The following is a 26,996-nucleotide window of genomic DNA, read 5'->3' as shown; positions in this document are numbered from 1 at the left end:
TTCTTATTTCCCCAGGCAGAAGGAGGAAAAAATGGCGCCCAGCACGTCCTCCGTATCCACGGCTCCGGTGATTTCTCCCAGGTGCGTCAGGGCCTCTCTCAGTTCCAGGGCTGTGAATTCCGGACTTTCCTGGCGGGAGATGGATTCCGAAGCCAGCCGGACATGCTCCCGGCAGAGGCCCAGTTCATGCTGGTGCCGGGCATTGATGGCTACCAGGGAGCTGCCCGTTTCACCGGGCAGGGAGGAGGAAAAGGCCTGGATAATGGCTTCCTCCAATTCCTTTCTTCCTTCCCCGGTGGCGCAGGAAAACCGGATGCCGGGCACGGCCTTCCAGTCCGGATGGACTCCCAGGTCGCACTTGTTCAGAATGAGCAGCCGGGGCGCGGTGAGAACAGGGGCGGGGAAGTCTTGGATCCGGGGCGTGGAGGCATCCGCCACTTCCAGAACCAGATCCGCGGTTTCAAGAGCCCTGTTGGTGCGGGTAATGCCTGCCTGTTCAATGACGTCGGAAGATTCGCGGACACCGGCCGTATCAATCAGCCGCAGGGCCAGCCCGGCCAGCTGAATGGATTCCTCCACCGTGTCCCGCGTGGTACCGGCAATATTGCTGACAATGGCCCGGTCATATCCCAGCAGGGTATTCAGCAGGCTGGATTTTCCCACGTTGGGAGGTCCCGCGATCGCCGTGCGGATGCCTTCCCGCAGCAGGCGTCCGCCTTCGGCAGTTTTGAGGAGGGCGGCCAGTTTTTCCTCCATGCTCCGGAGGCGCGCCAGCAGATCGGAGGCGGTGTCCGGGGAAATGTCTTCATCCGGAAAATCAATATAGGCCTCAATGTGGGCCAGCACATGAACCAGGTTGTCTTTCAGTTCGTCCACCTGGGCGCCGATGCCTCCGTCCAGCTGGGTCTGCGCGGCTTTCAGGGCCAGGTCGCTCCCGGCGGAAATCACATCCATCACGGCTTCCGCCTGGGTCAGGTCCATGCGCCCGTTCAGAAAGGCCCTTTTTGTAAATTCTCCCGGTTCCGCTGGGGAGGCCCCGCATTGGTAGAGGCGTTTCAGCAGGCGGTCCGTCACCAGCATGCCGCCATGGCAGGAGATTTCCGCGGTATCTTCCCCCGTATAACTGGCCGGGGCGGGGAACCAGGTGACAAGCGCCTGGTCAATGGCGGCTCCTTCCGCGTCCCGGATGCAGACCAGCGTCGCCCTGCGCGGCCGGAGGCGTTCCGTGAAAGCCGCAGGGGTGCATTGTTTCAGGATGTCCATGCAGCCGGGACCGCTCATGCGGATGACGGCGATGGCTCCCTGTCCTGCGGCGGTGGCCTGTGCGGCTATGGTGCGTTCCGGGTCAGTCATGGTTCTATGGATTCAAAAAAGCCGCCCCCGAGCAACTTGCCTCCGTCGTAAAAGGCGCAGACCTGTCCCACGGCCAGGGCCCGGAGGGGCGTGTCAAAGCCCAGGCGCACCTTTCCTTCTTCCAGATATTCGCAGGAGGCCCATTCCGCCTTGGCCCGGTAGCGGGGCTGGGCCATGACGCGGGCCGGCAGGGGAGCGAGCGTATTGGAAATGCCGCCGACCACGGCGCGGGACGCGTACAATCCCCGCGTGGACGCGTCTTCGTATCCCAGAATCAGGCGGTTGCGCTGGACATCCTTTCCCACCACCACATAGGCGACTCCCTCCCGCGGGGAGGCGACGCCGTGCCCTTTCCTCTGGCCCATGGTGAACAGATGCAGGCCGTTGTGCGTGCCGAGCGTCCGGCCTTCCGTGTCCACGATTTTGCCGGGCTTGTCCGGCAGGTAGTGGCGCAGGAAATCGCTCATTTTTACCTGGCCGATGAAACAGATGCCCTGGCTGTCTTTCTTGCGTGCCGTGGGGAGGCCGTATTTTTCCGCAAGAACGCGCACTTCCGGTTTCAGCAGATCCCCAAGGGGAAAGACGGCGCGGGCTATCTGGTCCGGGCGCATCAGGGACAGGAAGTAGGATTGATCCTTGTTCGGGTCCCGCCCGCGCAGGATGAAAGCCCCTTGCGGCGTGTCCATCCTGCGGGCGTAATGGCCGGTGGCGACGTAATCGAACCCCTGTTCCAGGGCATAATCCAGAAAGACGCCGAATTTCATTTCCCGGTTGCACAATACGTCCGGGTTGGGCGTATATCCGGCGCGGTAGCCTTCAATCAGATAATTCACGATGCGGGCGCGGTATTCGTCCACCAGGTCAATGACCCGGAATTCAATACCTGTTGTTTTGGCGACGGCCAGCGCGTCCTGAATGTCCTGTTCCCACGGGCATTCGCCGGGGATGCCTTCGTCATTCACCCAGTTTTTCATGTAGGCCCCCACTACGTCATGGCCCTGCTCCACGAGCAGGGCCGCTGCCACGGAGCTGTCCACTCCGCCTGATAAGCCTACAAGTATGCGTGCCACGATGCTGGAAAAGATATGGGGGTGATAAGGCGGACCGCTTTGAGAAAGGCTTTGCCGCCTGCCCCTGTAAACCAAAGATGTTTCCGTAAGCCAAGACAAAAAGCGTGGAAATGGGGCATCCGGTCCCTGATGCGGAATATGATTCGGTCGATCCGGGAGGCTTTTGATTTTTAATCACATTCCCTGAAATCGAATTTGAAATCCGTTTACATAGGGTTTTCTTGGTATGAGCGCGGCTGTTTCCATCATCGTCCCCTGTTATAATGTAGCTCCTTATCTGGATAAATGCATGGAAAGCCTAACTCTCCAGACGCTGGGGGACCTTGAGATCATTAGCGTGAATGACGGTTCCGGGGACGATACCCCAGCCATCCTGCGCGCATGGGCTGAAAGGGATGGCCGCATCCGGGTGGTGGACCGGGAAAACGGCGGCCTTTCTGCGGCGCGCAATACCGGCATGGCCCTGGCTGGCGGGGAATATATCGGCTTTGTGGACCCGGATGATTACGTGGAACACTCCATGTATGGCCGCCTGCTGGAAAAAGCCCGCAGGAGTGATGCGGATGTGACGGCCTGCGGCTATACCGGTTTTTCCGACCGTGACGGTTCCATACTGGAAAAATGGAGCCTGTCACCGGAAGAAGGAGTGGAAGAGAATGTACAGGCATGCGTTTTTCAGGAAAATGCCGTATGGAGAAGGATGGCCGCCGTGGCATGGAACAAGCTTTACAAGAGGGAATTCCTGGAAAGGAACGGCCTCCGCTTTGAGCCCCGCTTCCGGCAGGGGGAGGACGATGCCTTCTGGCTGATGGTGCTGGCCCACGCTACCCGGCTGGCTGTGATTCCGGATCAATTATACTGGTACCGCCGCCAGAGGAAGGGCGCCATCTCCCTGGCATGGGAGGAGAAGGGGTGCCCGTTGCCCCTCGTTGCGGACCGTCTTCTCCATGCCACCGCTTACTGGAAAAAATGCGGCTGGCTGGAATCCGGCCTGGAGCGCGGCTGGGTTCTGCATGCCCTCTGGTACTACCTGCTTGTCCATCTGGTGCCTGCGCACAAGCCGCTCCCACGTCTGACTGCGGGGGAATGGGCGCAGCTGCACGGCCAGTTCCGGGAATGGTTCTCCCTGGTAGAAGGCACGGAGCGGTTGCAGGGTCTTGACAAATGGGAAACAGCTTTTTGCCGCCTGCTGGAACGACCTGCGGAACGTCCCGGCTTGCTGTCCCGCATCTTGTGGAAACGCCTTTCCCTCCGCAAAGGGCGCCGCGGTCGCTATTACGCTCTCCGTCTGCTTCTGGCTTCCTGCGGAGGTAAAACCCATAGCTGATGCACCATGTCCGTTTCCATTATTGTTCCGTGTTACAATGTGGCCCCGTATGTGGAGGCCTGCCTGGACAGCCTGGTGAACCAGAGCTTGCGGAATATTGAAATCATCTGCGTGAATGACGGTTCTACGGACGTGACCCCGGCTCTTTTGGACGCATGGGCGGAAAAGGAGGACCGCATCCGCGTCATTCACCGTGAAAACGGAGGGCAGGCGTTGGCGCGGAACCTCGGAATGGATATGGCCGGAGGTGAATACGTGGGTTTTGTGGATCCGGACGACTATGTGGAACCTTCCATGTTTGCCCGCCTGGTGGAGGAAGCCCGCAGGCATGGCGCTGATGTGACAGCCTGCGGCTACACCAGCTTTTCCGACGGAGACGGCTCCGTGCTGGAGGAACTGAGCTGGTCTCCGGCTCCGGGCGTGGACAAGGGGGTGCAGTCAGACGTGATGCGAACGAACTCCGTCTGGGAGCGGATGGACGTGGTGACATGCAACAAGCTGTACCGGAGAGATTTTCTGGACCGGCACGGTCTCCGTTTTGAAACTTCTTTCAGATCCATGGAGGACGACGTCCTCTGGCTGATGGTGCTGGCCCATGCCACGTGCCTGGCTGTGATACCGGACCGCTTGTATTGGTACCGCCGCCAGAGGCACGGCTCCGTCTCCCAGATGCTGGAAGCGCAGGAACGTCCCCTCCTGCTGGTGGCGGAACGGCTGCTGCATGCTACGGAGTATTGGAAAAAATGCGGCTGGCTGGAATCCGGCCTGGAGCGCGGCTGGGTACTCCGGGCTCTGAGGCATTATCTTCTGGTCCGGCTGCTGAATCCGGGGCAGCCCCTGCCGCAGTTGAGTGAGGAGGAATGGGGGCGCCTGCGCGGCAAATGCCGGGAATGGTTTGCCCTGGCGGGGGAAGCGGAAGCGTTCCGGACTCTCGGCAAATGGGACTTTGAGCTATGCCGGATGCTGGCTTCTCCGCCGGAACATCCCGGCTTCCTGTCCCGTGCGTGGTGGAAGCTTCTCTCCCGCTGCCGCGGACGGCGGGGACGTTACTACAGGCTTAAAGGGAAGCTTTCCTCTTGCGGCGGTGGGAAATAGCTTCCCGGCGGACTGGTTCTTAACATTCTGCGCATCGTTGGGGCTTGCGGGAACGCCTGTGTTGAAGTAAGGTAGCCGTTGCGGGAAAAGGCGCGGGCATCATGAATCATGGTTTCCGCTGGTTTTTCCCATGAAAAACTGAATGATACTCCCGATTTCTCTATGGATGGTACTGTTTCCATTATTTTACCCTGCTACAACGTTGCTCCTTATCTGGATGAATGCCTGGAAAGCCTGGTCCGGCAGACCTGGGAAGACCTGGAAATCATCTGTGTCAACGACGGCTCCACGGACGATACGCCGGCCGTACTGCGCGGATGGGCTGAAAAGGACGCCCGCATCCGGGTGATTCACCAGGAAAACGGGGGCGCCTTTTCCGCGCGCAATGCGGGGCTGGATGCGGCGGCGGGTGAATACATCGGCTTTGTGGATCCGGATGATTACGTGGATACCTCCATGTATGCCCGGCTGGTGGAAACCGCGCAGCGGCATGGTGCGGAGGTGGCGGCTTGCGGATATACCTCCTTTTCCGAAGAAGACGGCACGGTGATGGAAGACGCCGGGCACGCGCCGGAACCCGGATTTGAACCTGATGCCAAAAAATCCTGTTTCAGCGGTGAGTCCGTATGGCTCCGGATGGACGTGGTGGTATGGAACAAGGTGTACAGGCGTTCCTTTTTTGAAGAAAACGGCCTGCGCATGAAACCAGGGTTCCGCGGCGGGGAAGATGACATTTTCTGGCTGACGGCGCTTCCCCACGCGTCACGGCTCGCAGTCATTCCGGATCAACTGTACTTTTACCGCAGGAAAAGGGCCGGATCCCTTTCCGACGTCTGGGACCGGGACGGATGGTTTTACTCCATGAACATGGACCGTCTGGAATATGTGACGGCCTACTGGGAAAAAATCGGCTGGCTGGAATCTGCCGTCAGGCAGGGCTGGCTGGCCCATATCATGAAGCGTTATCTGCTGGCTCACGTCACCTCCGCAGAGGAAATCTTCCGGCGGCTGGATGAAGAGGAACGCAGGGGACTGGCGGCGCGTTACCGCAAATGGTTGAAAGGCGTGGAAATCGGTCCCGGCTTTGCAGGACTGAACAAGTGGGACCGCGCGTTCTGCCGCCTGCTGGGTGCGGAACCGGTAAAGCTCGGTCCCTGCGCGCGTCTTCACAGTACCCTGATGTCGGCATGCAGCGGAAGAAAAGGGCGGTACCACCGTCTTAAGCTCCTGTTATCCGGATTATCATGAAGACCGCCGTTTCCGTCATTGTCCCCTGTTACAACGTAGCGCCCTACGTGGACGAATGCATGTCCGGCCTGGCGGAGCAGACGCTGGGTCCCATGGAAATCATCTGCGTGGATGACGGCTCCACGGACGGGACGCTGGAGCTTCTGTACAGGTGGCGGGAAAAAGACAATCGCCTCCGGGTTATCAGCCAGTCCAACGCCGGAGTGTCCGCGGCCCGGAATGCCGGGCTGGATGCCGCGGAGGGAAAATACGTGGGCTTTGTGGACCCGGATGACCGGGTGGACCGGAGGATGTTCTCGCGCCTGCTTGGCGCCGCTGAAAAGAATGATGCGGACGTCGTGGTGTGCGGTTGCCGGGAATTCGTGGAAAAAGACGGTGTGGTCGTCCATGAGGGCGGCTGGTCCCCGGATGATGAATTTTATCCGGAGGAACGGGTGGAGCAATTCCGCCGCGGTTCCGCCTGGTGCCGGTGCGTGGGTCCCGTATACAACAAACTGGTCCGCAGAAGCCTGGTGGAAGAACATTCCCTCCGTTTTGTGGTGGGCTTGAAGGAAGGGGAGGACCTGGCCTTCCTGCTGATGCTGCTGCCCTTCGCACCCCGGCTCCGGACCCTGTCGGACCGTTTTTACCATTACCGCAGGGAACGTCCCGGCTCCGCCACGTATGGACGGGACTTGCTGCTGGGCGACTTCCGCATGGACCTGCTGGGCATGGACCGGGTGGCCCGTTTCTGGCAGCGGCACGGCCTGCTGGATTCCCCCGCCGTCTTCGGGCTGGTGGACTACTACATGGAATTCATCCGCAGGCACTTCATCATGAAAGAAGGGGCCTTCTTCAAGGCGTCGCCGGAAGACCGGGAAACCCTCCTGTCCGGGTGGAAAAAATGGCTGGAACTGGTGGGCGGGGAGAAAGCCCTCTCCCGGCTGGACCGGTGGGACCAGGCGTTCTGCCGCCTTCTGCTGGACTATCCCCTCCAGGGCAATTTCTTTTCTTCCCTGCGTGCCCGCCTGATGTCATCCCGCAAAGGACGCCGGGGGGCTTATTATACCCTGAAAAGGCACTTGGCGAGGTGAGAGGGAAAACCCTTCTTCCCTCGGTTTTTTGGTGTGGTATGAGACCGTGAAGGAGCCGGAATGCTTTCCGGAATCCTACAGGCCCGTGTAGCACATCTGCTCCTTGAGCTGGGCTACCTGGAGGTCTTCTCCCAGGTATTCCCCGATGCAGTAGCCGAAGAGCGTGGCGGCTCCGGGACCGTTGGCGGTGAGCATATTGCCGTCCAGCACCACGTTTTCATCCTTCACGATGTGGGCTCCCGCCTCATTGAGTTCCCGGTAGACGTCCTGGGCCGGGTAGGCCGTAACGTTCTTGTCCTTGACCAGACCGGCTTTCGCCAGAACGATAGGGGCGGCGCAGATGGCGGCCACCAGCTTGCCCGCGGCATGCATCTTCTTGACCAGGTGGATGACTTCCGGCGTGTCGCGGAGCACCCAGGCGCCTGCGCCGCCGGGCAGGATCAGGGCGTCCAGCTTGTCCGCATGGAGCTTGTCCAGCATGGTGTCCGTGGTGACGGTCACGTCATGGGTGCTGACCACCTTGTCAGACTGCACGCCGGCCAGCTGCACGTCAAAGTTCAGGCGGCGCAGGATGTCCAGCGGAGCCATGAGTTCGATTTCTTCAAATCCGGGGGCGGCGAGGATGGCGGCTTTTTTCATGGTTAATGAGACAAGGGGAGGGAATGGAACGTTCAAGGAAAAGGGGGCAGGATGCCGGCAGCCCTACAGGAGAAGCAGGACCGGATTTTCCAGCAGCGTCTTGAATTCGGCGGCAATTTTGGACGCCTTGCATTCCGGCAGGATGTTGGCGTTCACGTACAGGGTGACGGGCAGGATGAGCTTGGACACGGGGCGTCCCGCTTCTATGCCCGTTTTCGGCGTGGTGCCGCCGATGCTGATGATGCTGTGGGGCATTTCCGGGAGCACGGTGCGCTGGGCTTCCACGTTCACGCCGCTGTCGCAGAGCAGGATGTTGGGCGTGATGCTGCCCGCGGGGGGCGGCCCTGCCGCGGGGGCGGCCAGCCGTTCCATGGCGATGTTGTAAATCGTCTTGCCGGAGGCGTTTTCAATAAAGACGTATTTTTCCCCCTTGTCCAGCACCATGAGCAGTTCTGCGGCGGAGTCTCCCGCCAGCCATTCCGGCTCGCTGATGCACGCTTTCACCGCGGCGCGCACCACGTAGTCAAAGAGGCTGTAGCGGCCGCCGATGAGTTTTTCGCACTGGACGGCGATGGGCGTGCTGATGGCGGCCAGGTAGGCCATGTTCGCCTCCAGGGAGTACAGGTAGAAATTATCCACGCGCGTGGCGTGGCGCGTGTCCCGGGGCGCCAGCGGGGTCTGCACCCGGCGGGCGGGGCCGTCTGCGGGGCGTATGGAGGCGCGCACGTCCGCGGCCATGATCTTGCCGCGTGGTCCGGTGCCGCGCAGGGTTCCGGCGTTCAGCCCGGCTTCCGCGGCCAGCCTGGCGGCCAGCGGGCTGCATTTGACGGGCGGGCACGGAGGGCAGTCGCAGGAGGCGGCGCCGAATTCCGACTGAAGCAGCGCAATGGGAGCGCCCACCGCGGCGGAACCGCCTTCCGGCACCAGGATTTCCATCAGGGTTCCGTCCTCGCATGCCTGGAGTTCCACGTGGGCCTTGTCCGTCTCGATGTCGGCCAGATGGTCGCCGACTTCTACGAAGTCTCCTATCTTTTTGACCCATCTCAGGACGATTCCTTCGTGCATGGAGTCGGACAGGCGGGGCATTTCAATGGTAATAGCCATGGAGGTGAATGTTGAACGTTGGAATACGGTAAGAGGGGGATGGCGCGCCGGAAGGGTTTCCGTCCCGTCCGGCGCGCGGGTGCGCGGTTACGCGCTGTATTTTTCCACGCCGTCGATGAACACCTTGCAGGTGTTGAAGTCATCGTCCAGCAGAACCATGTCTGCCGTGAAGCCGGGGGCGATTTTGCCCAGGCCTTCCAGGCCCAGGGACTGCGCCTGGTTCCAGGAGGTGGATTTCACCAGGTCGCTGAGGGGCTTGCCGGTCAGGCGGTGCACGTTTTTCAGGCCGTGGGCGTATTTGAGGGTGCTGCCGGCCAGCGCGCCGGATTCCTGCAGGCGCGCCACGCCGTCCTTCACGATGATGGGTAGGCCGCCCAGGTCTCCGGGGCCGTCCGGCATCCAGGAGCAGGCCAGGGAATCCGTAATCATCATCATCTGGTCCGTTTCCTTGTTCTTGAACACGGTCTTGAGCATGTCCGCGCAGAGGTGGATGGTGTCGCAGATGATTTCAATCTTGATTTCCCTGTCCAGCAGGCCGGAGCCCACCAGGCCGATTTCACGGTGGTGCAGGGGGGACATCTGGTTGCAGTAGTGGGTCAGGTGCACCAGGCCCGCGGATTTCGCCTTGTTGAAGTCCGCATGGGTGGCCGCGCTGTGCCCGGCGGAGCAACGGATGCCGCTGGCCGTGGCTTTTTCAATGAATTCCACGGCTCCGGGCATTTCCGGCGCCAGGGAGACCAGCAGAACCTTGGCGATGGAGTTCAGGTTGGCTACTTCATCATAGTCCGGCTGGCGGACAAAGGCGGGATTCTGCGCGCCGCAGCACTTGGGATTGATGAACGGCCCTTCCAGATGGATGCCGGGCGTCTTGGCGAATTCCTGGTTCTTCATGTATTCCGCCACAGAGGCGCACACGTCTTCCAGCACCTTGGGAGACAGGGTGAGGGTGGTCGGCAGCCAGGAGGTGACGCCTTCCTTCATCTTGCATTCCGCAATGGTGCGGAGGCTTTCCAGCTTGGCGTCGCAGGTGTCGCAGCCGCCGGCGCCGTGGCTGTGGATGTCAATGAAACCGGGAAGGAGCATGCGGCCTTCCGCATCCACCACCTTGTCTGCGGCGGGGAGTTCGCTCCCGGCGGGATAGACGGCGGTGATGGTCTTGCCTTCGATTTCCACGGCAGCCCCGGGCAGGTCAATGCCGGGGGAGATGATGCGTGCGTTTTTAATGAGTGTTTTCATAAAAATGAATGGTTGGTGGATGGATTTTTAGAGTCGCTTGATGATGAATACGGGGTTGTTTCATGCCGTTTTTCCGGAAATGACGAGCCACGACCATTTGCGGCAGCGGGGACAGCGGGCAAAGTTCCTTTTCCTGCCTGCCGATTTGTAAAGGATGCCGTATTTCCCGAAGGGTTCCTCCAGGCCGCAGCGGTTGCAGCGGATGGTCCATCCGGGCGCTTTTTTTTCCCATTTGGCGACGTTCTCCGGCGTGGCCTCCACTTTCTGCGGAGTGAAGACCTGGTTGATGAACCGCCTGAGAATATTCATGCCGTTGATTGCTCCCGGTTTATTTGGCGGCGTCCAGCGCCTTGTTCCACTGGGCCACGCGGGCGGCTTCCGCCTTCAGCACGGCGGCCGCGGCGTTCTTGTCCAGAATGCGGATGTCCTTGATCTTGTCTCCCCGGACGATGGAGTTGACGATGGCCTGGCCTTTCAGCACCTTCCCGAAAACCGTATGGCGGCCGTCCAGATGAGGCGTGGCAACGTGGGTGATGAAGAATTGGGAGCCGTTGGTGCCGGGTCCCGCGTTCGCCATGGAAAGCACGCCGGGGCCATCATGCTTGAGGTCCGGGGAAAATTCGTCTTCAAAACTGTAGCCGGGGCCTCCCATGCCCGTGCCGGTGGGGTCGCCGCCCTGGATCATGAAATCCGGAATCACGCGGTGGAAGGTAATTCCCTTGTAGTAGCCCCTGTTGGCGAGGTTCAGGAAGTTGGCTACGGTGACGGGCGCTTTGGAGGGGTAAAGGGCCAGTTCAATGTCCCCCTTGGTAGTGGAGATGACGACATGGACGTCCTTGAGGCCGGCGGCGGATTCCGCGGAGGCGCTGAAGCACGCCAGGGCGCACAGGGAACACAGCAGAAGGGTGAGATATTTTTTCATGGCTTCTTGTTTCCCCCCTATCTTGCCCGAATAGAAGCAGGGTTGCAAGTAAATCGCGCGCCCTGACGGGAGAATGGAGCGGGGCGCGCCAATGTAGAAGATTTTTCTCTGAAGAAGGACTTTTAAGGACGGGCGCCCGGTTGCCGGCCCAGGACTACCTTGAGCCGGAAGCCGCGCGGGAAAAACGGAAGACCGCCCACGCCATGAAGAGGCTGAGAATTCCCATGACGACGAATTGCCAGGAGGGGGGGATGACCAGCATCATGGCGTATTGGAACCCGACGGCCAGCAACCCGAGCGCGCAGTCCACCAGGTTGCCGGCGGCAATCATATCCCCGCGTTTGTCATTGTCCGCCCGGTCCTGGAAAAAGGCATTCAGAGGCACCAGGAACAGGGCGGCGGAAATGCCCGCCGCCATCAGCAGGACATTAAAGACCGGGGAAGTCATGGAGACTGCGGCCAGGGCCGCGCAGCTCGCCGCCATCAGCACGCCACCCGCCACGGAAACGTTCATTCGGATGCGGCGTCGGCAAATCACGGAGGCGAGAATGCCCCCCAGCACCGTTCCCCCGCTCATCCAGGCCATCAGCACGGCTCCCACGGAGCTGAAGTCATCCCCGCCACCGGAGATTTCCTTGGCCATCTGGATAGTCATCAGCATGACCGTGCCGCCGAAGAACCAGAAATAGCCGATGCCCATCTCGCTGACGCGCAGATTGCGGTTTTTCCACAGCTTGCCCAGCTGATGGAAGTGCTCGTAAAACAGGGACCAGGAGAAGGGGCGGTCCCCCCCTGGAGCGTACCGGGGCAGGCAGAAGCTGGAGGCCGCCACCGGAACGGCCAGGAGTAGAAACACCATGCATGGGAAAGAAGCGGCATACCATCCGTCATTGATGCCGGAGGGTTTCAGACATGCGTCAAACCATTGGAAGAAGCCCTCCCCCAGCCAGCGGTGCCAGATGGTATCCGTGGAAGGCTCCAGCAGGTAGCGGAACCAGATGAAGACGCCGATCTGGCCGATGAGCAGGCTGAGGATGGAAGCCATTTCCACAATGCCGCTGGCGAACCCCATGCGGGAGGTCCCCACGATGTCCTTGACGATTCCCTTTTTGGCCGGGCTGAAGACGGTGGCCTGCACGGCAAAGACGCAGAACCACAGGATGGCCCCGTTCAGATTGTGGACGCGCAGGCTCCAGTACATGCCCGCCAGCACGCATATCTGGAGCAGGGCCATGAATTGGATGATGCGCGCCTTGCAGAAACGGTCCGAAAGCCAGCCGACGAATGGGGAGAACAGGATGAAGGGCAGCACGATGATGGCCCCCAGCGGATATTCCAGGTCCCCCTCTGCGCCGTACAGCCAGACGCCCAGGGGAATCAGCAGGAATTGAGCCCCTTTTTCATTAAAGGAGTTCTGCGCCTGAATCAGCACGAGCCGCCAGAAAGCTCCCCATGGAACTTTGCGGGCGTGTCCTGGCGTATGGGCGCTGGAATTCATGAAGTTACAGGCTGGGCTCCTCCGCTTTTTCCAGGCCGGAGCCGCGGAACAGGCACAGCACGCCGATGACGGCGGTCAGCAGGACGCTGGCAATCAGGGAGGCTTCTTCACTGAAACCGCACATTTCCGGGCTGGAGAACAGATATTGGAATACTACCAGGCTCAGGAAGGCGGCGGGAGCCGCCGCCGGCCAGCAGCATCGGTTTTTGCTGCGCAGGTAAATGGAAACGGCCCAGAGCGTGGCGGCGGCCAGCAGCTGGTTGGCCCAGCCGAAGTACTGCCAGATGACGGCGTAGTCCATGCTGCTGACGGCAATGGCCGCGGCGAAGAGAGGGATGGCGATCATCAGGCGGCGGCTCAGCTGTTCCTGGCTCAGCTTGAAACTATCCGCAATCATCAGGCGTGTGACCCGCAGGGCGCCGTCCCCCGTGCTGATGGGGAGGATGACCACGCCGATCATGACCAGGATGGAACCGACGCTTCCCATCCAGGATTCGGAAATCGTCTGGATGGCCAGCGCCGGAGCCTTTCCGTTGGCGGTAGCCGCTCCCAGGGCTTCCGGAGAGCCGTAGAAGGTCAGCGCGGCGGCGGCCCATATGAAGGCGATGATGCCTTCCGTAATCATCGCCCCGCCAAAGACGGGCAGCCCTTCCCGCTCCGTTTTCAGGCACCGCGCCATCAGCGGGGACTGTGTGGCATGGAATCCGCTCACGGCTCCGCAGGCGATGGTGATGAACATCACGGGGAAAAGCGGGAAATCCGCCGGATGGCGGTTATGGAAAAAGTCCAGATCCGGAAGCACTTCCATGCGGGGCAGGTGCATCCAGGCCGGCATGGAATCCGCAAAGGGAGCCAGGAGCATCACGCCCAGAATGCCCATGACCATGATGATCAGGGCGACCGAAAAAAGAGGATAGACCTTTCCCATGATAGCCTGGATGGGAAGAATGGTCGCCAGAAAGTAATAGCCGAAGATAATCCAAACCCATGCCGAAACGCTCCAGCCCGTCATGGGGGACAGGATGGCGGCGGGCCCCACGGCGAAGACGACGCCCACCAGCACGCTGAACACGATGCAGACGGCGCGGCTGATCCACTGGGCCTGCCTGCCCAGGTAGCGCCCCAGGATTTCCGGCAGGTTTTCCCCCTTGTGCCGCAGGGAAATCATGCCGGAAAAGTAGTCGTGCGCCATTCCGCCCAGAATGCAGCCGAAAACGATCCACAGGAGTGCGGCCGGGCCATACAGCACGCCCATGACGGCGCCGAAAATAGGCCCCAGCCCTGCAATGTTCAGCAGCTGGATGAGAAAAACGCGCCAGCGCGGCATGACCACATAATCCACGCCGTCCGTACAGGCCACGGCGGGAGTTCGCCGGGAGGCGTCCGGCCGGAAAATCCTTTCCAGCACCCGCCCGTAAGTGAAATAACCGGCCGCCAGGACCAATATCCCCAGAATGAAATAGCAGTAACCGTTCATGTTGGAAAAAGGCCGGCCGCCTCATGGGCTGGCCGTCCGTTCACGGAACTTAACTTTTCTCTCGCCCTCTGGCAAGCCGTTAGTGAAAAAGAGGAAAAGGCGGGACGGATTCCCAATCCGAAAAGTAAATCCACTCCTTTTTATTATGCATAAATAATTGGTGTTGTAAATTTTATGATAGTTTCAAATCTCCCGCAGGGAAGCTTCTGATTATAGGACGCCTCTGTTCCTATATTTGTATAAACATCTCGTTTCTATTATTTAGTATTGACTTTGAATAGGGAGGGCGTTAAGCTTATTCAAATTTTTCAGTTATGAAGAAAACATTCCCTATCATTGTCTTCATCCTTGCCCTTGCCGGGGCCGCCCATGCGGATATTGTGTTTAATTATCAGACAAATCCTTCAACAACAACGAGTTTGTACGATCCTACATCACCGGAGGCTTCCCTGACCAAGCAGGTTTTCACTGGGGTTTCAACCCAAAAGACGGGTTCCAACTACGTTAACTCCTTTTTGAGTCCCGATGTAAATGTCGGCAACGGGAATACGTGGAGCGTCTCTTTGTCCTTTTCCGTAACGGAAGACGTCTCCATTGATTCCGTAACTTTGGATCTTTTTACATTCAATGGGCAAAATAAGGTTCAGCAGGGAAACCGTTACGGCGCTTATACCTTTAATTTGAAGCTGGGGGACAATGTTTTGGCCAGTTGCAGCAATTCCAACCTGGTTTATCTGGGTACGGGAGATGTCGCGGCCGGCGGTTCCCAACAGGCCAGTGTGGAAATGCTGGGGCAACTCGGGGGGTCTTCCGGCGTTCATGAGAAAGGAATGCTGAGCCAGGAAGTAACCCTGTCTGCCGACAATACTTATACCCTTGAGCTTTCCCTGAACAGGGGACAGGAAACGCAGGGTTACTTTGTCGGATTGGGCGCCATTGAACTGAATACGATCCCTGAACCGGCGACCGCCTCTCTCAGTATTCTGGGCATGGCTGCACTAATGATGCGCCGCCGCAGACGTTGAAGCCCATGTCCCTGATACACTTGTTCAAGCCGTCCGTTTTTTCTTTGAAACTGGCGGCTTGTTCATTTTCAGCCAACAAAATTCGGCATTTTTTAACATTTAATATCAATAACCGGTATGATTCCCCAGGCAGTCCGTTCTTCGGCGTGATGTCCTCCGGGTCATCGTTTCGCCAGCCAGCCATGTTCCCGCACCGTTTTTTTACAGTTCTCCTCTTTTTTCTTCTGTTCCTTGCTCCAGCCGGATATGCCGATGTTGAATATGTCTGGAGGGGTGCCGATTACCAGTGGGGTTCCCTGTCCAACTGGAGTGTCGGAGGCATTGCCGCCTCTTCCGCGCCAGGGGCCGCCGCTTCCGCCTATGAACATTGGATGGTAACCAATGGAACGGATTCCGCGGGAAGGACGGATGTCGGCGGATTGGGCGCGGGGGGCCGCTATTTGAAGGGCGTCAGGATTGAGGGGCTTAACAGCCAGCCGGAAGGCAAAATCCCATTGTTCATTAAAAACACGAACAAGGATGTATATTTGCGCGTGGAGGAGGGCGGCATTACCGTGGAAAATGCCGGAGAAGGCGGTTATTCTGCGGATTTCGGGGTCGCCCAGCTGCGCGTAGCCGCGGACCAGGAGTGGCATGTGGCTGAAGGGCGCAGCCTGTATGTGGGGCATGACGATGACGCTCCGTCCGGGGGATTGTATTCCCTGACTTCGGAAGGCGATGTTCCGCGGCGCGTGACAGTGACGGGCGGAGGCGCCGTGCGCATCGGGGAAGGGATGCTGCTGAACAATATTTCCGGCCTCATCGGTTTTGTGCTGAACGCCGGAAAGGGAATTCCGACGCTGGATCTGGCGGACCGGGGCATGGGCAATACGGTGACGGTGGAAGACGCTGCCCGCCTGGAAGGCATGTCTTTGTACCAGGGGGCCCTGGTGACGCGGGAAAACGCGTCCGTGACTTTTTCCGGAACGGAGGCCAAGGCGTCCGGACAATGGAACATTGGCGCGGACACGGAGTTGGCGCTGGAAAATTCCACGCTGGACCTGACGGAGGCGGGTGTGGACGGCAACGTGATTCTTTCCGGCTCTTCCGGCATTACCGGGGATAAGGGAACGCTGCGGCAGACGCTTCTGGATGATGCCCGGGTCACTTATACGGACAGGAATGTCAAGGCGGGGGAAATCCGGAGCGTAGGCAGCAATGTGACGATAACGCTGAATAACTCCTCCATGCATTTTGACGGAGAAATACCGGCGGTGGACCTGGTGGTGCAGGGCAGCTGCGCGCTGGGCGGCAGCGGCGCCTTTTCAGGAACGATTACTTATGCGCCGGGAGGCACCCTGACTGTGGATGGGGATATTTCCCTGCCCAGTTCATCCCTGACGCTGGGGCGTCTCCATGTGGCTACGCTGGACGGCGTGCCGCAAAACTCCGCCGTCCGGCCGGAAACCCCTGCCCAGCAGGCAAGGGAATATGTGGTTTTGTTTGATTCCTCCTTTGAGGATTTGATTTCCGAATGGCCGGGCAGGCATACGCTGGGCGTGCAGTTCCGGCCGGATATGGGCGCCCCCGTCACCGTAAAGGAACTGCCTGAAGGGGCGGTTTCATGGAATTATGATGCCGCATCCGGCTGGCTGACGCTGCAGACGGATGTAGCGGAAAAGCCGGACATGCCGGCGCATGTTTCCGGAGCCAGGCCCAACATTATTTTTGTCCTGGTGGATGACATGGGCTGGGGGGATATGAGCGTCAACTGGACGCAGCAGGATAAAAACGGCAGGCAGGTGACCCGCAGGAATGAATTCAAGACGCCTACGCTGGACACGATGGCGGCGGAGGGCATGCAGCTGAGGCGCCATTACAGTGCGGCTCCGGTATGCGCTCCGGCCCGCGCTTCCCTGCTGCTGGGCGTTCACCAGGGGCATTCCCGGGTGGTGCGCAACAATACGTTTGATTACCCTATCGAGAATTCCCATACGCTGGGAACGCTGCTGAAAAGCGCGGGTTACCATACGGCGGCCATCGGGAAATGGGGCGTGGGCGGAGGCGGACAGAGCGGCAAGGCTCTGACCGCGGCTCCCCACATGCGCGGGTTTGATTATTTTTACGGAATCATCAAGCATTTGGCGGGGCATTACCATTATTTGACGGCGGGTTCCCAGGATATTTACGAATATAATGACCAGGCCGCGGCTCCGGCGTGGGAGAGCGTCAGCGCGAAAGTTCCGGGCACCGCCTATGATACGGATTTGTTCGGGGCCCGCGCCAAACAGTGGATTGTGGACCACCATGAGAAAACTCCTTCCCGGCCTTTCTTCCTGTATCTGGCTTTCCCGGCTCCCCACGGCAGTCTGTCCGCTCCCGCCTGTGCCTATCCGGCGGGGCTGGGAAGGGACGGCGGCCTCCAGTGGGAGAAAAAAGACGGCTATGAAGCCTGCAATACCGCTGCGGACGGATGGTCGGGGGTGGAGGGGGATTTTTCTCCGGATACCTATATCTACCCGGAACATGAGGTTTTTGGAAGAACGGAATCCCGCCACGCCACGATGATTCGCCGGGTGGATGACGTCCTGAAGGACATGATCCAGCTGCTTAAGGATTTAGGCATTGATGACAATACGATGATTGTCTTCACGTCCGACAACGGCCCCCACAATGAACCCGGTTCCGGCAATTACGGCAACGGCGCGCAGGATCCCGCGTATTTCATGAGCTACGGGATGATGGACGGCATTAAGCGCGATTGCTGGGAAGGCGGCATGCGTGTTCCGGCCGTGGTACGCTGGCCCGGTGTGGTTCCCAGCGGAATCAGTTTGAATGCCAGCCAGTTCCAGGACTGGATGGCTACTTTTGCGGACGTGGCCGGAGTGCCCGTGCCGTCCCGTTGTGACGGCGTTTCCCTGCTGCCTACGCTGGCAGGGGTGCCGGAACGCCAGAAAACGGGCGTTATTTATGCGGAATATGCCTATAGCGGGAGCACTCCGAATTACAGCGATTTCCTCCAGCAACACAGGGGGAGAGGGCGGCGGCAGCAGCAGATTATATTTGTGGACGGCTTCAAGGGGATTCGGATGGGGAATGCCGCCCCCGCTACGGATTTTGAAATCTACGATACGGAAAAAGACCCGCAGGAAGCGGCGAATCTGGCGGCATCCCGTCTGGACCTGCAGGAGAAGATGAAGGCGCAGGCGCTGCGTTCCCGCCGTTCCTCCCCCATTGCCTCCACCAGTTTTGACGCCGGTTATATCGCGCCCGTTTCCGCCCCCGCTGGCCTGCGGGAGGGAAGGCTGCGCTGGCGTGCGTGGAACCGCTCTTTTGACTGGGTGCCGGATTTCCGGCAGCTGGAGGAGGGGCCCTGTTCTACGGGTGCGACGGATGTTTCCGACGTGCTCAGCGTCAAGGCGGGGCTTTCCGGTCAGAAGGGGGTGGAATTGACGGGCTATCTCAGGGTGCCTGTCACCGGGGAATATCAATTTTACCTTCAGACGGATTCCAATGAAGGCTCCAGGGCTTTTGTCCATTTGCACGATATGCAGCTCATTGATGCGGATTATGCCTATACTCCCGGAACGCAGGCTGCCTCCAACGCGCGGGAAGGCGTTTCCGGCGATGTGCAGCCCAATGCCGTTCAGACGGTGAAGCTTACCGCGGGGTTGCATCCCATCCGCATCGGCTATGTGGGGAAGGCGGCTTCCTCCTCCCTTTCCCTGCAATGGGAGGGGCCGGAAACCAGCGGCAGGGAACCCGTTCCCGCCAGCGCGTTTTCCTATGAATACGTGAATCCCTTCAATCTGGAAAAGACGGAGGAAACGGTAGGATGCGCCGCCTCCGGTACGGGGCTGACCGTGCAGACGCATCTTCCCTGGACAGTTTCCTGCGACCAGCCATGGGTTACGGTTTCCCCCGTTTCCGGTTCCGGAACCTCAGTGCTGGATATTGCCGTGGAAGCAAACGGGCTGCAAACGGAGCGGGAAGCCGTTGTCACCGTCGTATGCGGCGGGGAGCAGAGGACATTCACGCTGCGCCAGGAAGCTGCTCCTGCCCCGGCAGGGTACGACAAGTGGAAGCAGGACCATTTTGCGGATGGGACGCCGGATGAGCAAATGGCCCCGGATGCCTGTCCCGCCGGAGACGGAATTTCCAATCTGATGAAATATGCTACGGGCATGGATCCCAACCAGCCCTGCGGGAGCGTGACGAAGCTGGCTGTCCGCGAGGAAGCGGGCGGGAAATACCTCGTGCTTTCCTGGCCTGTGAATCCGGAGGCGACGGATGTGACGTTCCATGTGGAAAGTTCTTCCGACCTGGAGGAATGGGCTGACGAAGGGGCCGTCACTCCGGACGGGGCCTGCGGGGAATTCCGCGATACGGTTGCGCTGGGAAAAGGCTCTCCGGAGCGCCGGTTTCTGAGATTAAAGGTGACGAGATAGGGAATCACCGGTTTCTCTTTCCGTTTCCCGATGATGATTCCTTACGGGAACAGGGACCTTCCGGCCCTGCTGCCTCCCGTTACGGATTTTTTCCGGAAGCGTGATTCTGCGTGTTCCGGCCCTCCGCTGTCCCGGCGCATCCAGCGCGGTACGGCCGGGGACACCGTGCCTTAGCCAGGGGAAGAATATTACTCCCCGTCATTTTCCGCATCGGCAGGGGGGGCTTTGGGCAGGTTCTTGTCAATGTCTTCCAGAAGGTTGACCAGGTCAACGCCGCGCTGGGCGGAGTCGTCCAGACGGAAGGTCAGGCGCGGCGTATTGCGCAGCACCACGCGCCTGGCCACGGCGGACTGGATAAGGCCGTGACGGGAGTTCAGTTTTTCCAGCACCTGGGAGGGAGCCATTTTCCCTACGACGCCCACCCATACTTTCCCCTCTTTCAGATCGTCCGTCACTTCCACTTCAATCACGGTGACGATTGTTCCGGGAAATTCAAAATCCCGCTGAATGGTGGTGCCTATTTCCCGGCGCAGGAGTTCGTTTACCTTGTCAGTGCGTCTGCTCATATGAAGGGATAGAGTGATGAAGGGACCGATTGGTTCAATCGGAGAAGGGGGAATAAGGGAAAGGACAGGGACGGAGGTTTCCCGGACGCCCGGAGGAGCGTGCAAGGAGCTCCGTCCCTGTTGGATGATTTTTGTTGGGGGTTACAGCGTTTGCTGGATTTTTTCCAGCGTGTAGCATTCGATGATGTCGCCCGTTTCGTATTCGTTGAAGTCTCCGAGGCGGATGCCGCATTCCAGACCTGCCTTGACTTCTTCCACTTCATCCTGGAAGCGGCGGAGGGTGGACATTTTACCGTCAAAGACGGGCGTCTTGTCGCGGATGACGCGCGCCTCGCAGCTGCGGAGGATTTTCCCGTCCTCCACCATGCAGCCTGCCGCACGGCCCTTGTTGAGCTTGAAGACCTGAAGCACTTTGGCGTGGCCGATGATGGTTTCGCGCGTTTCCGGTTCCAGAAGGCCCAGCATGGCATCCCGCACCTGGTCAATGAGTTCGTAAACGATGGAATACAGTTTTACCTGCACGCCTTCCCGCTTGAGCAGTTTGACGGCGTTGGCTTCCACCTTGACGTTGAAGCCCAGGATGACGGCGTCCGAGGAGGAGGCCAGCAGAACGTCCGATTCCGAGATGGGGCCGGCGGAGGCGTTCAGGAAGACGCATTCCACTTTGTCCGACTGGATGTCCAGAACAGCTTTCCTGATGGCTTCCACGGAACCCTGCACATCCCCCTTCAGGAGTATTTTGAGCTGGGCTTTCTGGGTGCCGTCCCCCATCATGGCGAGCAGTTCTTCCATGCGTGCCTTGCGGGGCTGGGCCAGGCGCTGCTTGCGCAGTTCCTCCTGGCGTTCTTCCCCAAGCTTTTTGGCGGCGCGTTCGTTTTCCATTTCCACCAGTTCGTCCCCCACGTTCGGGGTTTCAGAGAAGCCGGTGATTTCCACGGGCATGCCGGGTCCTACCTTTTTGACGCGTTCGCCGTGGTCGTTGACCAGGGCGCGCACCTTGCCGGCGTAAGGGCCGCAGATGAAGGGCATCCCGACGCGGATGGTGCCGCTTTCCACGATGGCCGTGGCGGAGCTGCCCGTGCCGGGTTCCACGCGGGCCTCGATGATGGAGGCGCGGCAGTTGGCCTTGGGGTTGGCCTGGAGTTCCAGCACTTCTGACTGGAGGACGAGAAGGCCGAGAAGGTCGTCAATGCCGGCCCCGGTCAGGGCGGAGACTTCCACGCATTCCACATCGCCTCCGAAGTCCGTGGGAACCAGCCCTTCTTCCATCAGGCCGCTCTTGGTCTTGACGGGGTCTGCGGCCGGAAGGTCGCATTTGTTGATGGCGACGATGATGGTTTTGCCGGCCGCCTTGGAGTGGGCGATGGCTTCCCGTGTCTGGGGCATGATGCCGTCATTGGCGGCCACCACCAGAACCACGATGTCCGTGACGTCCGCGCCGCGGGCGCGCATTTCTGTGAAGATGGCATGGCCCGGCGTATCCAGAAAGGTGAGCGTGCTGCCGTTGTAGTCAACCGTATAGGCGCCGATGTGCTGGGTAATGCCTCCGGCTTCCCCCTTGGCCACGCGCGTTTTGCGGATGTAGTCCAGCAGGGATGTTTTGCCGTGGTCCACATGGCCCATGACGGTGATGATGGGCGTGCGCGTGATGAGGGTGGCTTTGGGTTCTTCCACCACCGGCACGGGTTCCGGTTCCTTGACGGGTTCCTGCTGGGCTTTCACGCCGCCGCCCTTTTCCCGTTTTTCACGGGCGAATGTGTAGCCGTGGATGTCGCAGATGGTGCTGACGGCGTCCGCATCCAACGGCGTATTCGGGTTGGCGAAGATGCCCATGCCCATCAGATCCTTGATGATTTGGAAGGGCTTGGCTTTCAGCATGGCCGCCAGCTCGGAAACGGAGACGGGCGGTTTGAGGTTGATGATTTTATCGTCCGCGGAGGTTTCTTCCTGGGGTGCGGGCGCGGCGGGTTCTGCGGCGGCCGGGGCAGCGGCGCGCGCCGCCTTTTTCTTGGTGCCGGAAAGCAAGTCGAGAGCTTCTTTCTTGACTGGAGCAGGGCGGGAGGGCGCCGGTGCGGGGGCCGGCTGGGGTGCGCGTTTCTTTTTGGAAGATCCGCCGATCAGATCCAATACTTCCTTTTTGGGTTCGTTCTCTTCTTGTTTATTAGGCATCTTGATTTAAGGTTGTTAGATGTTGAGCGCCGCGCCCAACGGTTATTGAGAGATGAGGTCCCGGGCCTTGGCCAGGATTTGGGCGGCTTCCTCTGCGGGAATGCCCATGCTTTCCGCGATGTCGGAAGCTTCAAATCCGGTGAGGGCTACCAGGTCCGTCCCGCCCATGGTCACCAGGCCCATGGCGGTTTCTTCCGGGATTTCCAATTGTTCGCTGAGGGTTTTGGCCGCAGCCTGGCATTGGCGCATGACTTCCTCGGCCGCGGCCTGGCTCTGGCGTTTTTCCGCTTCCTGGACGTCAAAGACGCGCACCTGGACATCCCAGCCCATCAGGCGGGAGGTGAGGCGGGCATTCTGTCCCCTGCGGCCGATGGCCTTGGAGAGGTCCTTGTCGTCCTGGACGATAACGAAGATTTTTCTGGCTTCCTCGTCCACGGTGATTTCCCGCGGTTCCACGGGGCTGAGGGCTTCCCGGACGAAGGCGACGGGGTCTTCCGTCCATTCCAGAATGTCCACTTTTTCATTGTTGAGCTCCCGGACGATGTTTTTGACGCGGGCGCCGCGCATGCCTACGCATGCCCCTACCGGATCTACTTTGTCGTCATGGCTGATGACGGCCACTTTGGTGCGGTAGCCGGCTTCGCGGGCGATGCCGTGGATTTCCACGGTCTGGTCGCCTATTTCCACCACTTCCGATTCAAAGAGGCGGCGCACCAGGTTCGGATGGCTGCGGGAAAGGATGACTTCCGGGCCGCGTGCTTCCGTGCGCACTTCCACCACGTAGAAGCGCATGCGGTCGCCGACGCTGTAGTCTTCATTCGGTACGCGTTCGCGGGAGGTCATGACGCCTTCGAATTTACCGAGGTCCACAAAAATATCCCCTTTTTCAAAACGGCGGATAGTGCCCGTTACCAGATCTCCGGCGCGGTCCTTGAATTCGTCGTAGAGCATTTCCTTTTCCGCATCCAGCAGTTTCTGGAGCATGGTCTGGCGGGCGGTCTGCACTGCGATGCGGCCGAAGCCCTTGGGCGTGATGTTGGTGGGGAGCAGGTCGTGAAGCACGGCGTTTTTGTCCAGCTTGACGGCCAGGGAAAGGGGGATCTGGTTGAATTTGTCGGAATATTCTTCATCCGGCACCACTTCCAGGTCCGCAAAAATACGCACCTTGCCTTTGTCTACGTTGATTTCGGCCCTCAGGTAGTTGATGCTGCCGGAACCGGGAACCATTTTGCGGTAGGCGGAGAGAAAGGCGGACTCCAGAGCGAGGAGGATTTTTTCACGGGAGAGCCCTTTTTCCCTCTCGTAATAGTCAATCAAAGCTTTAATATCGTTTGTCATGAGTGTGGAGGAGTGTGATGGATAGACAAAAAAGAGCGGGTCGACAGACCCACTCTCGAGTGCCTCTCGGGGTGTTTGCCTATCTAAGTAAGCACGAGGGGGCGGTTCTGGCAAGAAAAAACGCTTGTTCTATGCGGCATGCAAAAGACTGGGGATGATTCCGAAAGAAGAATTTTCCGGAGCCCTCCGGGAGGGGGCGGGACAACGGTGTTTGAGGGCTTGACGGACCCGTCAAAAACGGGAAGTATGCGCGCATGAAACTCGTCTCATGGAACGTGAACGGATTGCGGGCGATTCTGGGCAAGGGGATGGCGGCCGCCGTGGATGCCCTGGAGCCGGACGTCCTTTGCCTTCAGGAGATCAAGGCGCGTCCGGAACAGGTGAAAGACCTGTGGATTTCCTCCTGGCCGCACCAGCTCTGGAATCCGGCGGAGAAGGCCGGTTATTCCGGCGTGCTGATCCTCAGCCGGGTGCGGCCTCTTTCCACGTCCGTCGGAATCGGCTGGCCGGAGCATGACCGGGAAGGGCGCGTCTGCACGATGGAATTTGAGCGGTTTTACCTGGTCAACTGCTATACCCCCAATTCACAGAATGAACTGGCGCGTCTTCCGTACCGGGAGCAGTGGGACGCCGCGTTCCGCGAGTATGTGGCGGGACTGGCGGAAATCAAGCCGGTCGTTTTCTGCGGGGATTTGAACGTGGCCCATGAGGAGATTGACATCGCGCGTCCCAAAGAGAACCGTTTTTCCGCCGGATTCAGCGACCAGGAGCGCGCCGGGTTTACGCGGCTGCTTGAGGCCGGTTTTACGGATACGTTCCGTGCCCTGCATCCGGAGGAGCCGGGCTGGTACAGCTGGTGGTCCTACCGCGCGGGCGCCCGCGCCCGGAACATCGGATGGCGCATTGACTATTTCTGCATTTCCAATCCGCTGGCTTCCAGAGTGAAGGAAGCCGCCATTCATCCGGATGTGATGGGGTCCGACCATTGCCCCGTCAGCCTGGAAATTGACTGCTGAGAGCGGACTTTTATGCGAGTTTAACTGTAAGAGATTGATGATTATGGAACAGGAATTGCCGCTGCTGGTGGTTGCCACACGCAACGCCCACAAGACCGGGGAAATCCGCGCCATGCTGGCCGGGAAATGGGAAGTGAAGGATCTTTCCGACTATCCCCAGGCTCCGCCCGTGGATGAAACGGGAGTCACGTTTACGGAGAACGCCACGCTCAAGGCGCTTTCCGCTTCCAAATGCATCCCCGGCGTCCTGCTGGCGGATGATTCCGGGCTGGAGGTGGATGTGCTGGACGGGCGCCCCGGAGTCTGGTCCTCCTCCTTCGGCGGGGAGGAAGGGAACCATGCGCGGAATAACCTCCGCATGATGGAGGAACTGCGGCGCGCCGGCGTGAAGCCGGGGGACAGGCCTTCCGCGCGGTTCCGCTGCGTCATGGTGCTTGCCGGGAACGGCCGCGTGCTGGCGGAGTTTTCCGGTTCCGTGGAAGGCTACATGTTGACGGAGCCGGCCGGAGAAGGAGGGTTCGGCTATGATCCGCTGTTTGTCCCGGAAGGGTATGACCGGAGTTTCGCCCAGCTTCCCATGGAAGTGAAAAATTCCATGTCGCACCGCGCCCGCGCTCTGGCGCAGGTGGTGGAGTGGATGAAGGAACGCCGGGCCTGAGGTTTTTCCCGGGCGCCTGGCGGGGGGGGGAGGTCAGTCCAGCCTGAAGGCGCATATCTGGAAGGGTGCCGGTGTTCCGGTGTTCAGGAGCTGGTATTTGCCGGCGCGCCAGGAATGATGGGGCAGGCGGGACAGGAAGGCTTCCACGGCTTCCGCTTCTTCCTTTCCTCCTTCGTGGCCGGGATAGCACATGACGCTGAGAAGCCCGTTCGGGGCAATGAGGGCGGCGGCCTGTTCCAGCGCGGCCAGGGTGCATTCCGTCCTGGTGACCGTTTTTTTGTCCCCGCCCGGCAGATAGCCCAGGTTGAAGACGATGGCCTTCACGGGGCTTCTGACCAGTTCCGCCAGGCGGTCATGGCTGGCAAGATGGAGCCGGACGGAAGGGGTGAGCAGCCCTTCCTTCTCCAGACGCTCCCTGGTGGCGCGGATGGCTTCTTCCTGCACGTCAAAGGCGTGCACCTGGCCGGAAGGGCCAGCCAGCCGGGCCAGGAAAACCGTATCATGCCCGTTGCCCGCCGTGGCGTCCACGACTGCGTCCCCGGGGAAGACGACACGGCTGATCCAGTCATGAGCGCAGGTCATGGGGCGGCTGAGCAGGGAACATTTCATGACCGGGTTGTACAGAAGCTCTGCCTGTATGACAATTCGTTTATGAAATTCCGGTGCGGGAAGAATGACAGGTTGTTTTTTGGCAGGGCATGTGTTAGGAAGAGGCATAAAACCTTCTGCGTGTTCCCGCATGCGGGGATAAACCACAGACGTTGGCATGAAGATGACTGACAGACGCACTTTTTTGAAAAGGACTGCCGCCGCAGGGGCGCTGGCGGCCATATCGGACATGGATTCCCTGTTCGCCCAGGAGGCCGGAGCTCCGGCGGCTTCCGGCATTCCGGATCTGGTGGCCGTCCGCAACGGCACCCGTGCGGAGATGGTCAGGAAGGCCGTGGAGACGCTGGGCGGCATGCAGGCCTTCGTCAAGCCGGGCCAGACCGTCGTAATCAAGCCGAACATCGGCTGGAACAAGGCTCCGGAATTCGGCGCCAACACACATCCTGAAACCGTCGCCACGCTGGTGGAGCTGTGCAGGCAGGCCGGAGCGAAGGAAGTAAGGGTGTTTGACCACTGCTGCCACAACGGCGCCTATGAGGGCAGCGGCGTGAAAGAGGCCGTAGAGAAGGCCGGCGGCGTAATGGTGGACGGCGGCAATGAGAGCCAGTACGTGCAGACGGAAAACCCGAAAGCCCGGAAATTCACCTCCGCCAAGGTGCATAAGGCCGTGCTGGAGGCGGATGTTTACATCACCTGCCCGCCCCTCAAGCACCACAGCGGTTCCGAGATGACCGCCTGCATGAAGAATGTCATGGGCACCGTCTGGGACCGCGGGGCCATGCATAAGAACGACCTGCACCAGTGCATCGCGGATGCCGTGTATTTCCGCAAGCCGGACCTGTGCGTGCTGGACGCTTACATGCCCATGGTGCGCAATGGCCCCGTGGGGAAGGATACGAATGATCTGGTGGAGCGCAAAACCCTTCTGGCTTCCCGTGACATCGTGGCCATTGACGCTGCGGGCGCCGCCCTGCTGAACAAGACCGGAAAAATTCGCCATGTGCAGCTTGGGGAGGAAATGGGGCTGGGCGTCGCCGACCTTTCCAGGCTTCATATCCGCCGTATCAGCATGGCCTGACGCGGCGGCTCCTTCTCCCGTCTGCGGATGACGCGGTGGAGGGCCAACTTTCCGCCTCCGGCGGGTTT

Annotated in this window: 22 protein-coding genes; 9 read left to right on the top strand and 13 right to left on the bottom strand. The window is 59.9% G+C overall.

Translation table 11 applies throughout. The annotated features are described in order from the left end of the window. Positions 1-3: 3 nt before the first annotated feature. Together mnmE and mnmA are read right to left on the bottom strand one after the other, a co-directional pair. Entirely contained in the window at positions 4-1,353 is a 1,350-nt protein-coding gene (mnmE, locus tag WW58_RS11150) for a tRNA uridine-5-carboxymethylaminomethyl(34) synthesis GTPase MnmE (RefSeq protein WP_046437704.1), read from the bottom strand. Then, complete coding sequence (gene mnmA, locus WW58_RS11145; protein ID WP_084042872.1) at positions 1,350-2,423, bottom strand: tRNA 2-thiouridine(34) synthase MnmA; 1,074 nt, start codon at positions 2,421-2,423, stop codon at positions 1,350-1,352. Before mnmA ends, mnmE begins: the two co-directional genes overlap by 4 nt. A 226-nt stretch (positions 2,424-2,649) precedes the next feature. Between mnmA and WW58_RS13635 the strand changes: the two genes are divergently transcribed. From WW58_RS13635 to WW58_RS11125, 4 genes are all read left to right on the top strand, one after another. Continuing rightward, on the top strand, positions 2,650-3,750 hold the full coding sequence (locus WW58_RS13635) for a glycosyltransferase (RefSeq protein ID WP_102728590.1): 1,101 nt from the start codon (positions 2,650-2,652) through the stop codon (positions 3,748-3,750). Between the two features lie 6 nt (positions 3,751-3,756). Beyond that, entirely contained in the window at positions 3,757-4,845 is a 1,089-nt protein-coding gene (locus tag WW58_RS13630; protein WP_102728591.1) for a glycosyltransferase family 2 protein, read from the top strand. A 108-nt stretch (positions 4,846-4,953) separates the two neighbouring features. Next, positions 4,954-6,093 (top strand): glycosyltransferase, encoded by a 1,140-nt coding sequence (locus tag WW58_RS13625; protein WP_102728592.1) that lies wholly within the window; start codon positions 4,954-4,956, stop codon positions 6,091-6,093. Further along, a complete protein-coding gene (locus tag WW58_RS11125; protein ID WP_046437702.1) occupies positions 6,090-7,166 on the top strand; it encodes a glycosyltransferase in 1,077 nt (358 codons plus the stop codon). The genes WW58_RS13625 and WW58_RS11125 overlap by 4 nt, the downstream gene beginning before the upstream one ends. Positions 7,167-7,241: 75 nt before the next feature. On the opposite strand, the gene WW58_RS11120 is transcribed toward WW58_RS11125, so the two are convergent. From WW58_RS11120 to WW58_RS11090, 7 genes are all read right to left on the bottom strand, one after another. Then, complete coding sequence (locus tag WW58_RS11120; RefSeq protein ID WP_046437700.1) at positions 7,242-7,805, bottom strand: DJ-1 family glyoxalase III; 564 nt, start codon at positions 7,803-7,805, stop codon at positions 7,242-7,244. Positions 7,806-7,868: 63 nt separating this feature from the next. Further along, positions 7,869-8,909 carry a biotin/lipoyl-containing protein gene (locus WW58_RS13620; RefSeq protein WP_102728593.1) on the bottom strand — a complete coding sequence of 347 codons (1,041 nt, stop codon included), beginning with the start codon at positions 8,907-8,909 and terminating at the stop codon, positions 7,869-7,871. 87 nt (positions 8,910-8,996) lie between these two features. Beyond that, positions 8,997-10,145, bottom strand: a complete 1,149-nt coding sequence (gene nagA / locus WW58_RS11110; RefSeq protein ID WP_102728594.1) for an N-acetylglucosamine-6-phosphate deacetylase — start codon at positions 10,143-10,145, stop codon at positions 8,997-8,999. A 60-nt stretch (positions 10,146-10,205) separates the two neighbouring features. Beyond that, a complete protein-coding gene (locus WW58_RS11105) occupies positions 10,206-10,454 on the bottom strand; it encodes a hypothetical protein (protein ID WP_046437698.1) in 249 nt (82 codons plus the stop codon). Between the two features lie 19 nt (positions 10,455-10,473). Continuing rightward, positions 10,474-11,067, bottom strand: coding sequence for a peptidylprolyl isomerase (locus WW58_RS11100; protein WP_288143457.1), 594 nt, complete (start codon positions 11,065-11,067; stop codon positions 10,474-10,476). Between the two features lie 154 nt (positions 11,068-11,221). Then, entirely contained in the window at positions 11,222-12,565 is a 1,344-nt protein-coding gene (locus WW58_RS11095) for an MFS transporter (RefSeq protein ID WP_046437696.1), read from the bottom strand. Positions 12,566-12,569: 4 nt separating this feature from the next. Further along, the gene (locus tag WW58_RS11090; RefSeq protein WP_046437694.1) at positions 12,570-14,042 is read right to left on the bottom strand and encodes a carbon starvation CstA family protein; all 1,473 of its coding nucleotides are present in this window, start codon (positions 14,040-14,042) and stop codon (positions 12,570-12,572) included. Positions 14,043-14,356: 314 nt separating this feature from the next. On the opposite strand from WW58_RS11090, the gene WW58_RS11085 reads away from it, so the two are divergent. Together WW58_RS11085 and WW58_RS13615 are read left to right on the top strand one after the other, a co-directional pair. After that, positions 14,357-15,067: a PEP-CTERM sorting domain-containing protein gene (locus tag WW58_RS11085; protein WP_046437692.1), complete on the top strand. Its 711-nt coding sequence runs from the start codon at positions 14,357-14,359 to the stop codon at positions 15,065-15,067. Positions 15,068-15,249: 182 nt separating this feature from the next. After that, on the top strand, positions 15,250-19,494 hold the full coding sequence (locus WW58_RS13615) for a sulfatase-like hydrolase/transferase (RefSeq protein ID WP_164907849.1): 4,245 nt from the start codon (positions 15,250-15,252) through the stop codon (positions 19,492-19,494). Between the two features lie 188 nt (positions 19,495-19,682). Here the strand turns inward: WW58_RS13615 and rbfA are convergent, their stop codons facing one another. The 3 genes from rbfA to nusA all read right to left on the bottom strand — a co-directional run bounded on the left by rbfA (position 19,683) and on the right by nusA (position 23,567). Next, a complete protein-coding gene (gene rbfA, locus WW58_RS11075) occupies positions 19,683-20,060 on the bottom strand; it encodes a 30S ribosome-binding factor RbfA (RefSeq protein WP_012420002.1) in 378 nt (125 codons plus the stop codon). 141 nt (positions 20,061-20,201) lie between these two features. Then, the gene (gene infB / locus WW58_RS11070) at positions 20,202-22,229 is read right to left on the bottom strand and encodes a translation initiation factor IF-2 (protein ID WP_046437690.1); all 2,028 of its coding nucleotides are present in this window, start codon (positions 22,227-22,229) and stop codon (positions 20,202-20,204) included. 42 nt (positions 22,230-22,271) lie between these two features. Continuing rightward, the gene (gene nusA, locus WW58_RS11065; protein ID WP_022196903.1) at positions 22,272-23,567 is read right to left on the bottom strand and encodes a transcription termination factor NusA; all 1,296 of its coding nucleotides are present in this window, start codon (positions 23,565-23,567) and stop codon (positions 22,272-22,274) included. 254 nt (positions 23,568-23,821) lie between these two features. Here nusA and WW58_RS11060 point away from each other — a divergent pair, with 254 nt between their 5' ends. Both WW58_RS11060 and WW58_RS11055 read left to right on the top strand, forming a co-directional pair. Continuing rightward, a complete protein-coding gene (locus tag WW58_RS11060) occupies positions 23,822-24,583 on the top strand; it encodes an exodeoxyribonuclease III (RefSeq protein ID WP_046437687.1) in 762 nt (253 codons plus the stop codon). Positions 24,584-24,620: 37 nt separating this feature from the next. Beyond that, positions 24,621-25,241, top strand: a complete 621-nt coding sequence (locus WW58_RS11055) for a non-canonical purine NTP pyrophosphatase (protein ID WP_206627329.1) — start codon at positions 24,621-24,623, stop codon at positions 25,239-25,241. A 33-nt stretch (positions 25,242-25,274) separates the two neighbouring features. On the opposite strand, the gene WW58_RS11050 is transcribed toward WW58_RS11055, so the two are convergent. Further along, positions 25,275-25,850: a class I SAM-dependent methyltransferase gene (locus WW58_RS11050; RefSeq protein WP_046437783.1), complete on the bottom strand. Its 576-nt coding sequence runs from the start codon at positions 25,848-25,850 to the stop codon at positions 25,275-25,277. Between the two features lie 157 nt (positions 25,851-26,007). Between WW58_RS11050 and WW58_RS11045 the strand changes: the two genes are divergently transcribed. Further along, on the top strand, positions 26,008-26,928 hold the full coding sequence (locus WW58_RS11045) for a DUF362 domain-containing protein (protein ID WP_197736685.1): 921 nt from the start codon (positions 26,008-26,010) through the stop codon (positions 26,926-26,928). Positions 26,929-26,996: the final 68 nt, after the last annotated feature.

This window comes from Akkermansia sp. UNK.MGS-1 (assembly GCF_000980515.1).
Lineage (GTDB): Bacteria > Verrucomicrobiota > Verrucomicrobiia > Verrucomicrobiales > Akkermansiaceae > Akkermansia > Akkermansia muciniphila.
This window is presented reverse-complemented; position numbering and strand designations above follow the sequence as displayed.

What these genes read in the sequence shown, in the direction of transcription:
- WW58_RS11055 (WP_206627329.1), top strand. Translation starts at nt 24,621, where the DNA reads ATGATTATGGAACAGGAATTGCCGCTGCTGGTGGTTGCCACACGCAAC.
- rbfA (WP_012420002.1), bottom strand. Translation starts at nt 20,060, where the DNA reads ATGAGCAGACGCACTGACAAGGTAAACGAACTCCTGCGCCGGGAAATA.
- WW58_RS13630 (WP_102728591.1), top strand. Translation starts at nt 3,757, where the DNA reads ATGTCCGTTTCCATTATTGTTCCGTGTTACAATGTGGCCCCGTATGTG.
- WW58_RS11060 (WP_046437687.1), top strand. Translation starts at nt 23,822, where the DNA reads ATGAAACTCGTCTCATGGAACGTGAACGGATTGCGGGCGATTCTGGGC.
- nusA (WP_022196903.1), bottom strand. Translation starts at nt 23,567, where the DNA reads ATGACAAACGATATTAAAGCTTTGATTGACTATTACGAGAGGGAAAAA.
- WW58_RS13635 (WP_102728590.1), top strand. Translation starts at nt 2,650, where the DNA reads ATGAGCGCGGCTGTTTCCATCATCGTCCCCTGTTATAATGTAGCTCCT.
- WW58_RS11125 (WP_046437702.1), top strand. Translation starts at nt 6,090, where the DNA reads ATGAAGACCGCCGTTTCCGTCATTGTCCCCTGTTACAACGTAGCGCCC.
- mnmE (WP_046437704.1), bottom strand. Translation starts at nt 1,353, where the DNA reads ATGACTGACCCGGAACGCACCATAGCCGCACAGGCCACCGCCGCAGGA.
- infB (WP_046437690.1), bottom strand. Translation starts at nt 22,229, where the DNA reads ATGCCTAATAAACAAGAAGAGAACGAACCCAAAAAGGAAGTATTGGAT.
- WW58_RS11050 (WP_046437783.1), bottom strand. Translation starts at nt 25,850, where the DNA reads ATGAAATGTTCCCTGCTCAGCCGCCCCATGACCTGCGCTCATGACTGG.
- nagA (WP_102728594.1), bottom strand. Translation starts at nt 10,145, where the DNA reads ATGAAAACACTCATTAAAAACGCACGCATCATCTCCCCCGGCATTGAC.
- WW58_RS13615 (WP_164907849.1), top strand. Translation starts at nt 15,250, where the DNA reads ATGTTCCCGCACCGTTTTTTTACAGTTCTCCTCTTTTTTCTTCTGTTC.
- WW58_RS11105 (WP_046437698.1), bottom strand. Translation starts at nt 10,454, where the DNA reads ATGAATATTCTCAGGCGGTTCATCAACCAGGTCTTCACTCCGCAGAAA.
- WW58_RS11090 (WP_046437694.1), bottom strand. Translation starts at nt 14,042, where the DNA reads ATGAACGGTTACTGCTATTTCATTCTGGGGATATTGGTCCTGGCGGCC.
- WW58_RS13620 (WP_102728593.1), bottom strand. Translation starts at nt 8,909, where the DNA reads ATGGCTATTACCATTGAAATGCCCCGCCTGTCCGACTCCATGCACGAA.
- WW58_RS11120 (WP_046437700.1), bottom strand. Translation starts at nt 7,805, where the DNA reads ATGAAAAAAGCCGCCATCCTCGCCGCCCCCGGATTTGAAGAAATCGAA.
- WW58_RS13625 (WP_102728592.1), top strand. Translation starts at nt 4,954, where the DNA reads ATGGTTTCCGCTGGTTTTTCCCATGAAAAACTGAATGATACTCCCGAT.
- WW58_RS11085 (WP_046437692.1), top strand. Translation starts at nt 14,357, where the DNA reads ATGAAGAAAACATTCCCTATCATTGTCTTCATCCTTGCCCTTGCCGGG.
- WW58_RS11095 (WP_046437696.1), bottom strand. Translation starts at nt 12,565, where the DNA reads ATGAATTCCAGCGCCCATACGCCAGGACACGCCCGCAAAGTTCCATGG.
- WW58_RS11100 (WP_288143457.1), bottom strand. Translation starts at nt 11,067, where the DNA reads ATGAAAAAATATCTCACCCTTCTGCTGTGTTCCCTGTGCGCCCTGGCG.
- WW58_RS11045 (WP_197736685.1), top strand. Translation starts at nt 26,008, where the DNA reads ATGAAGATGACTGACAGACGCACTTTTTTGAAAAGGACTGCCGCCGCA.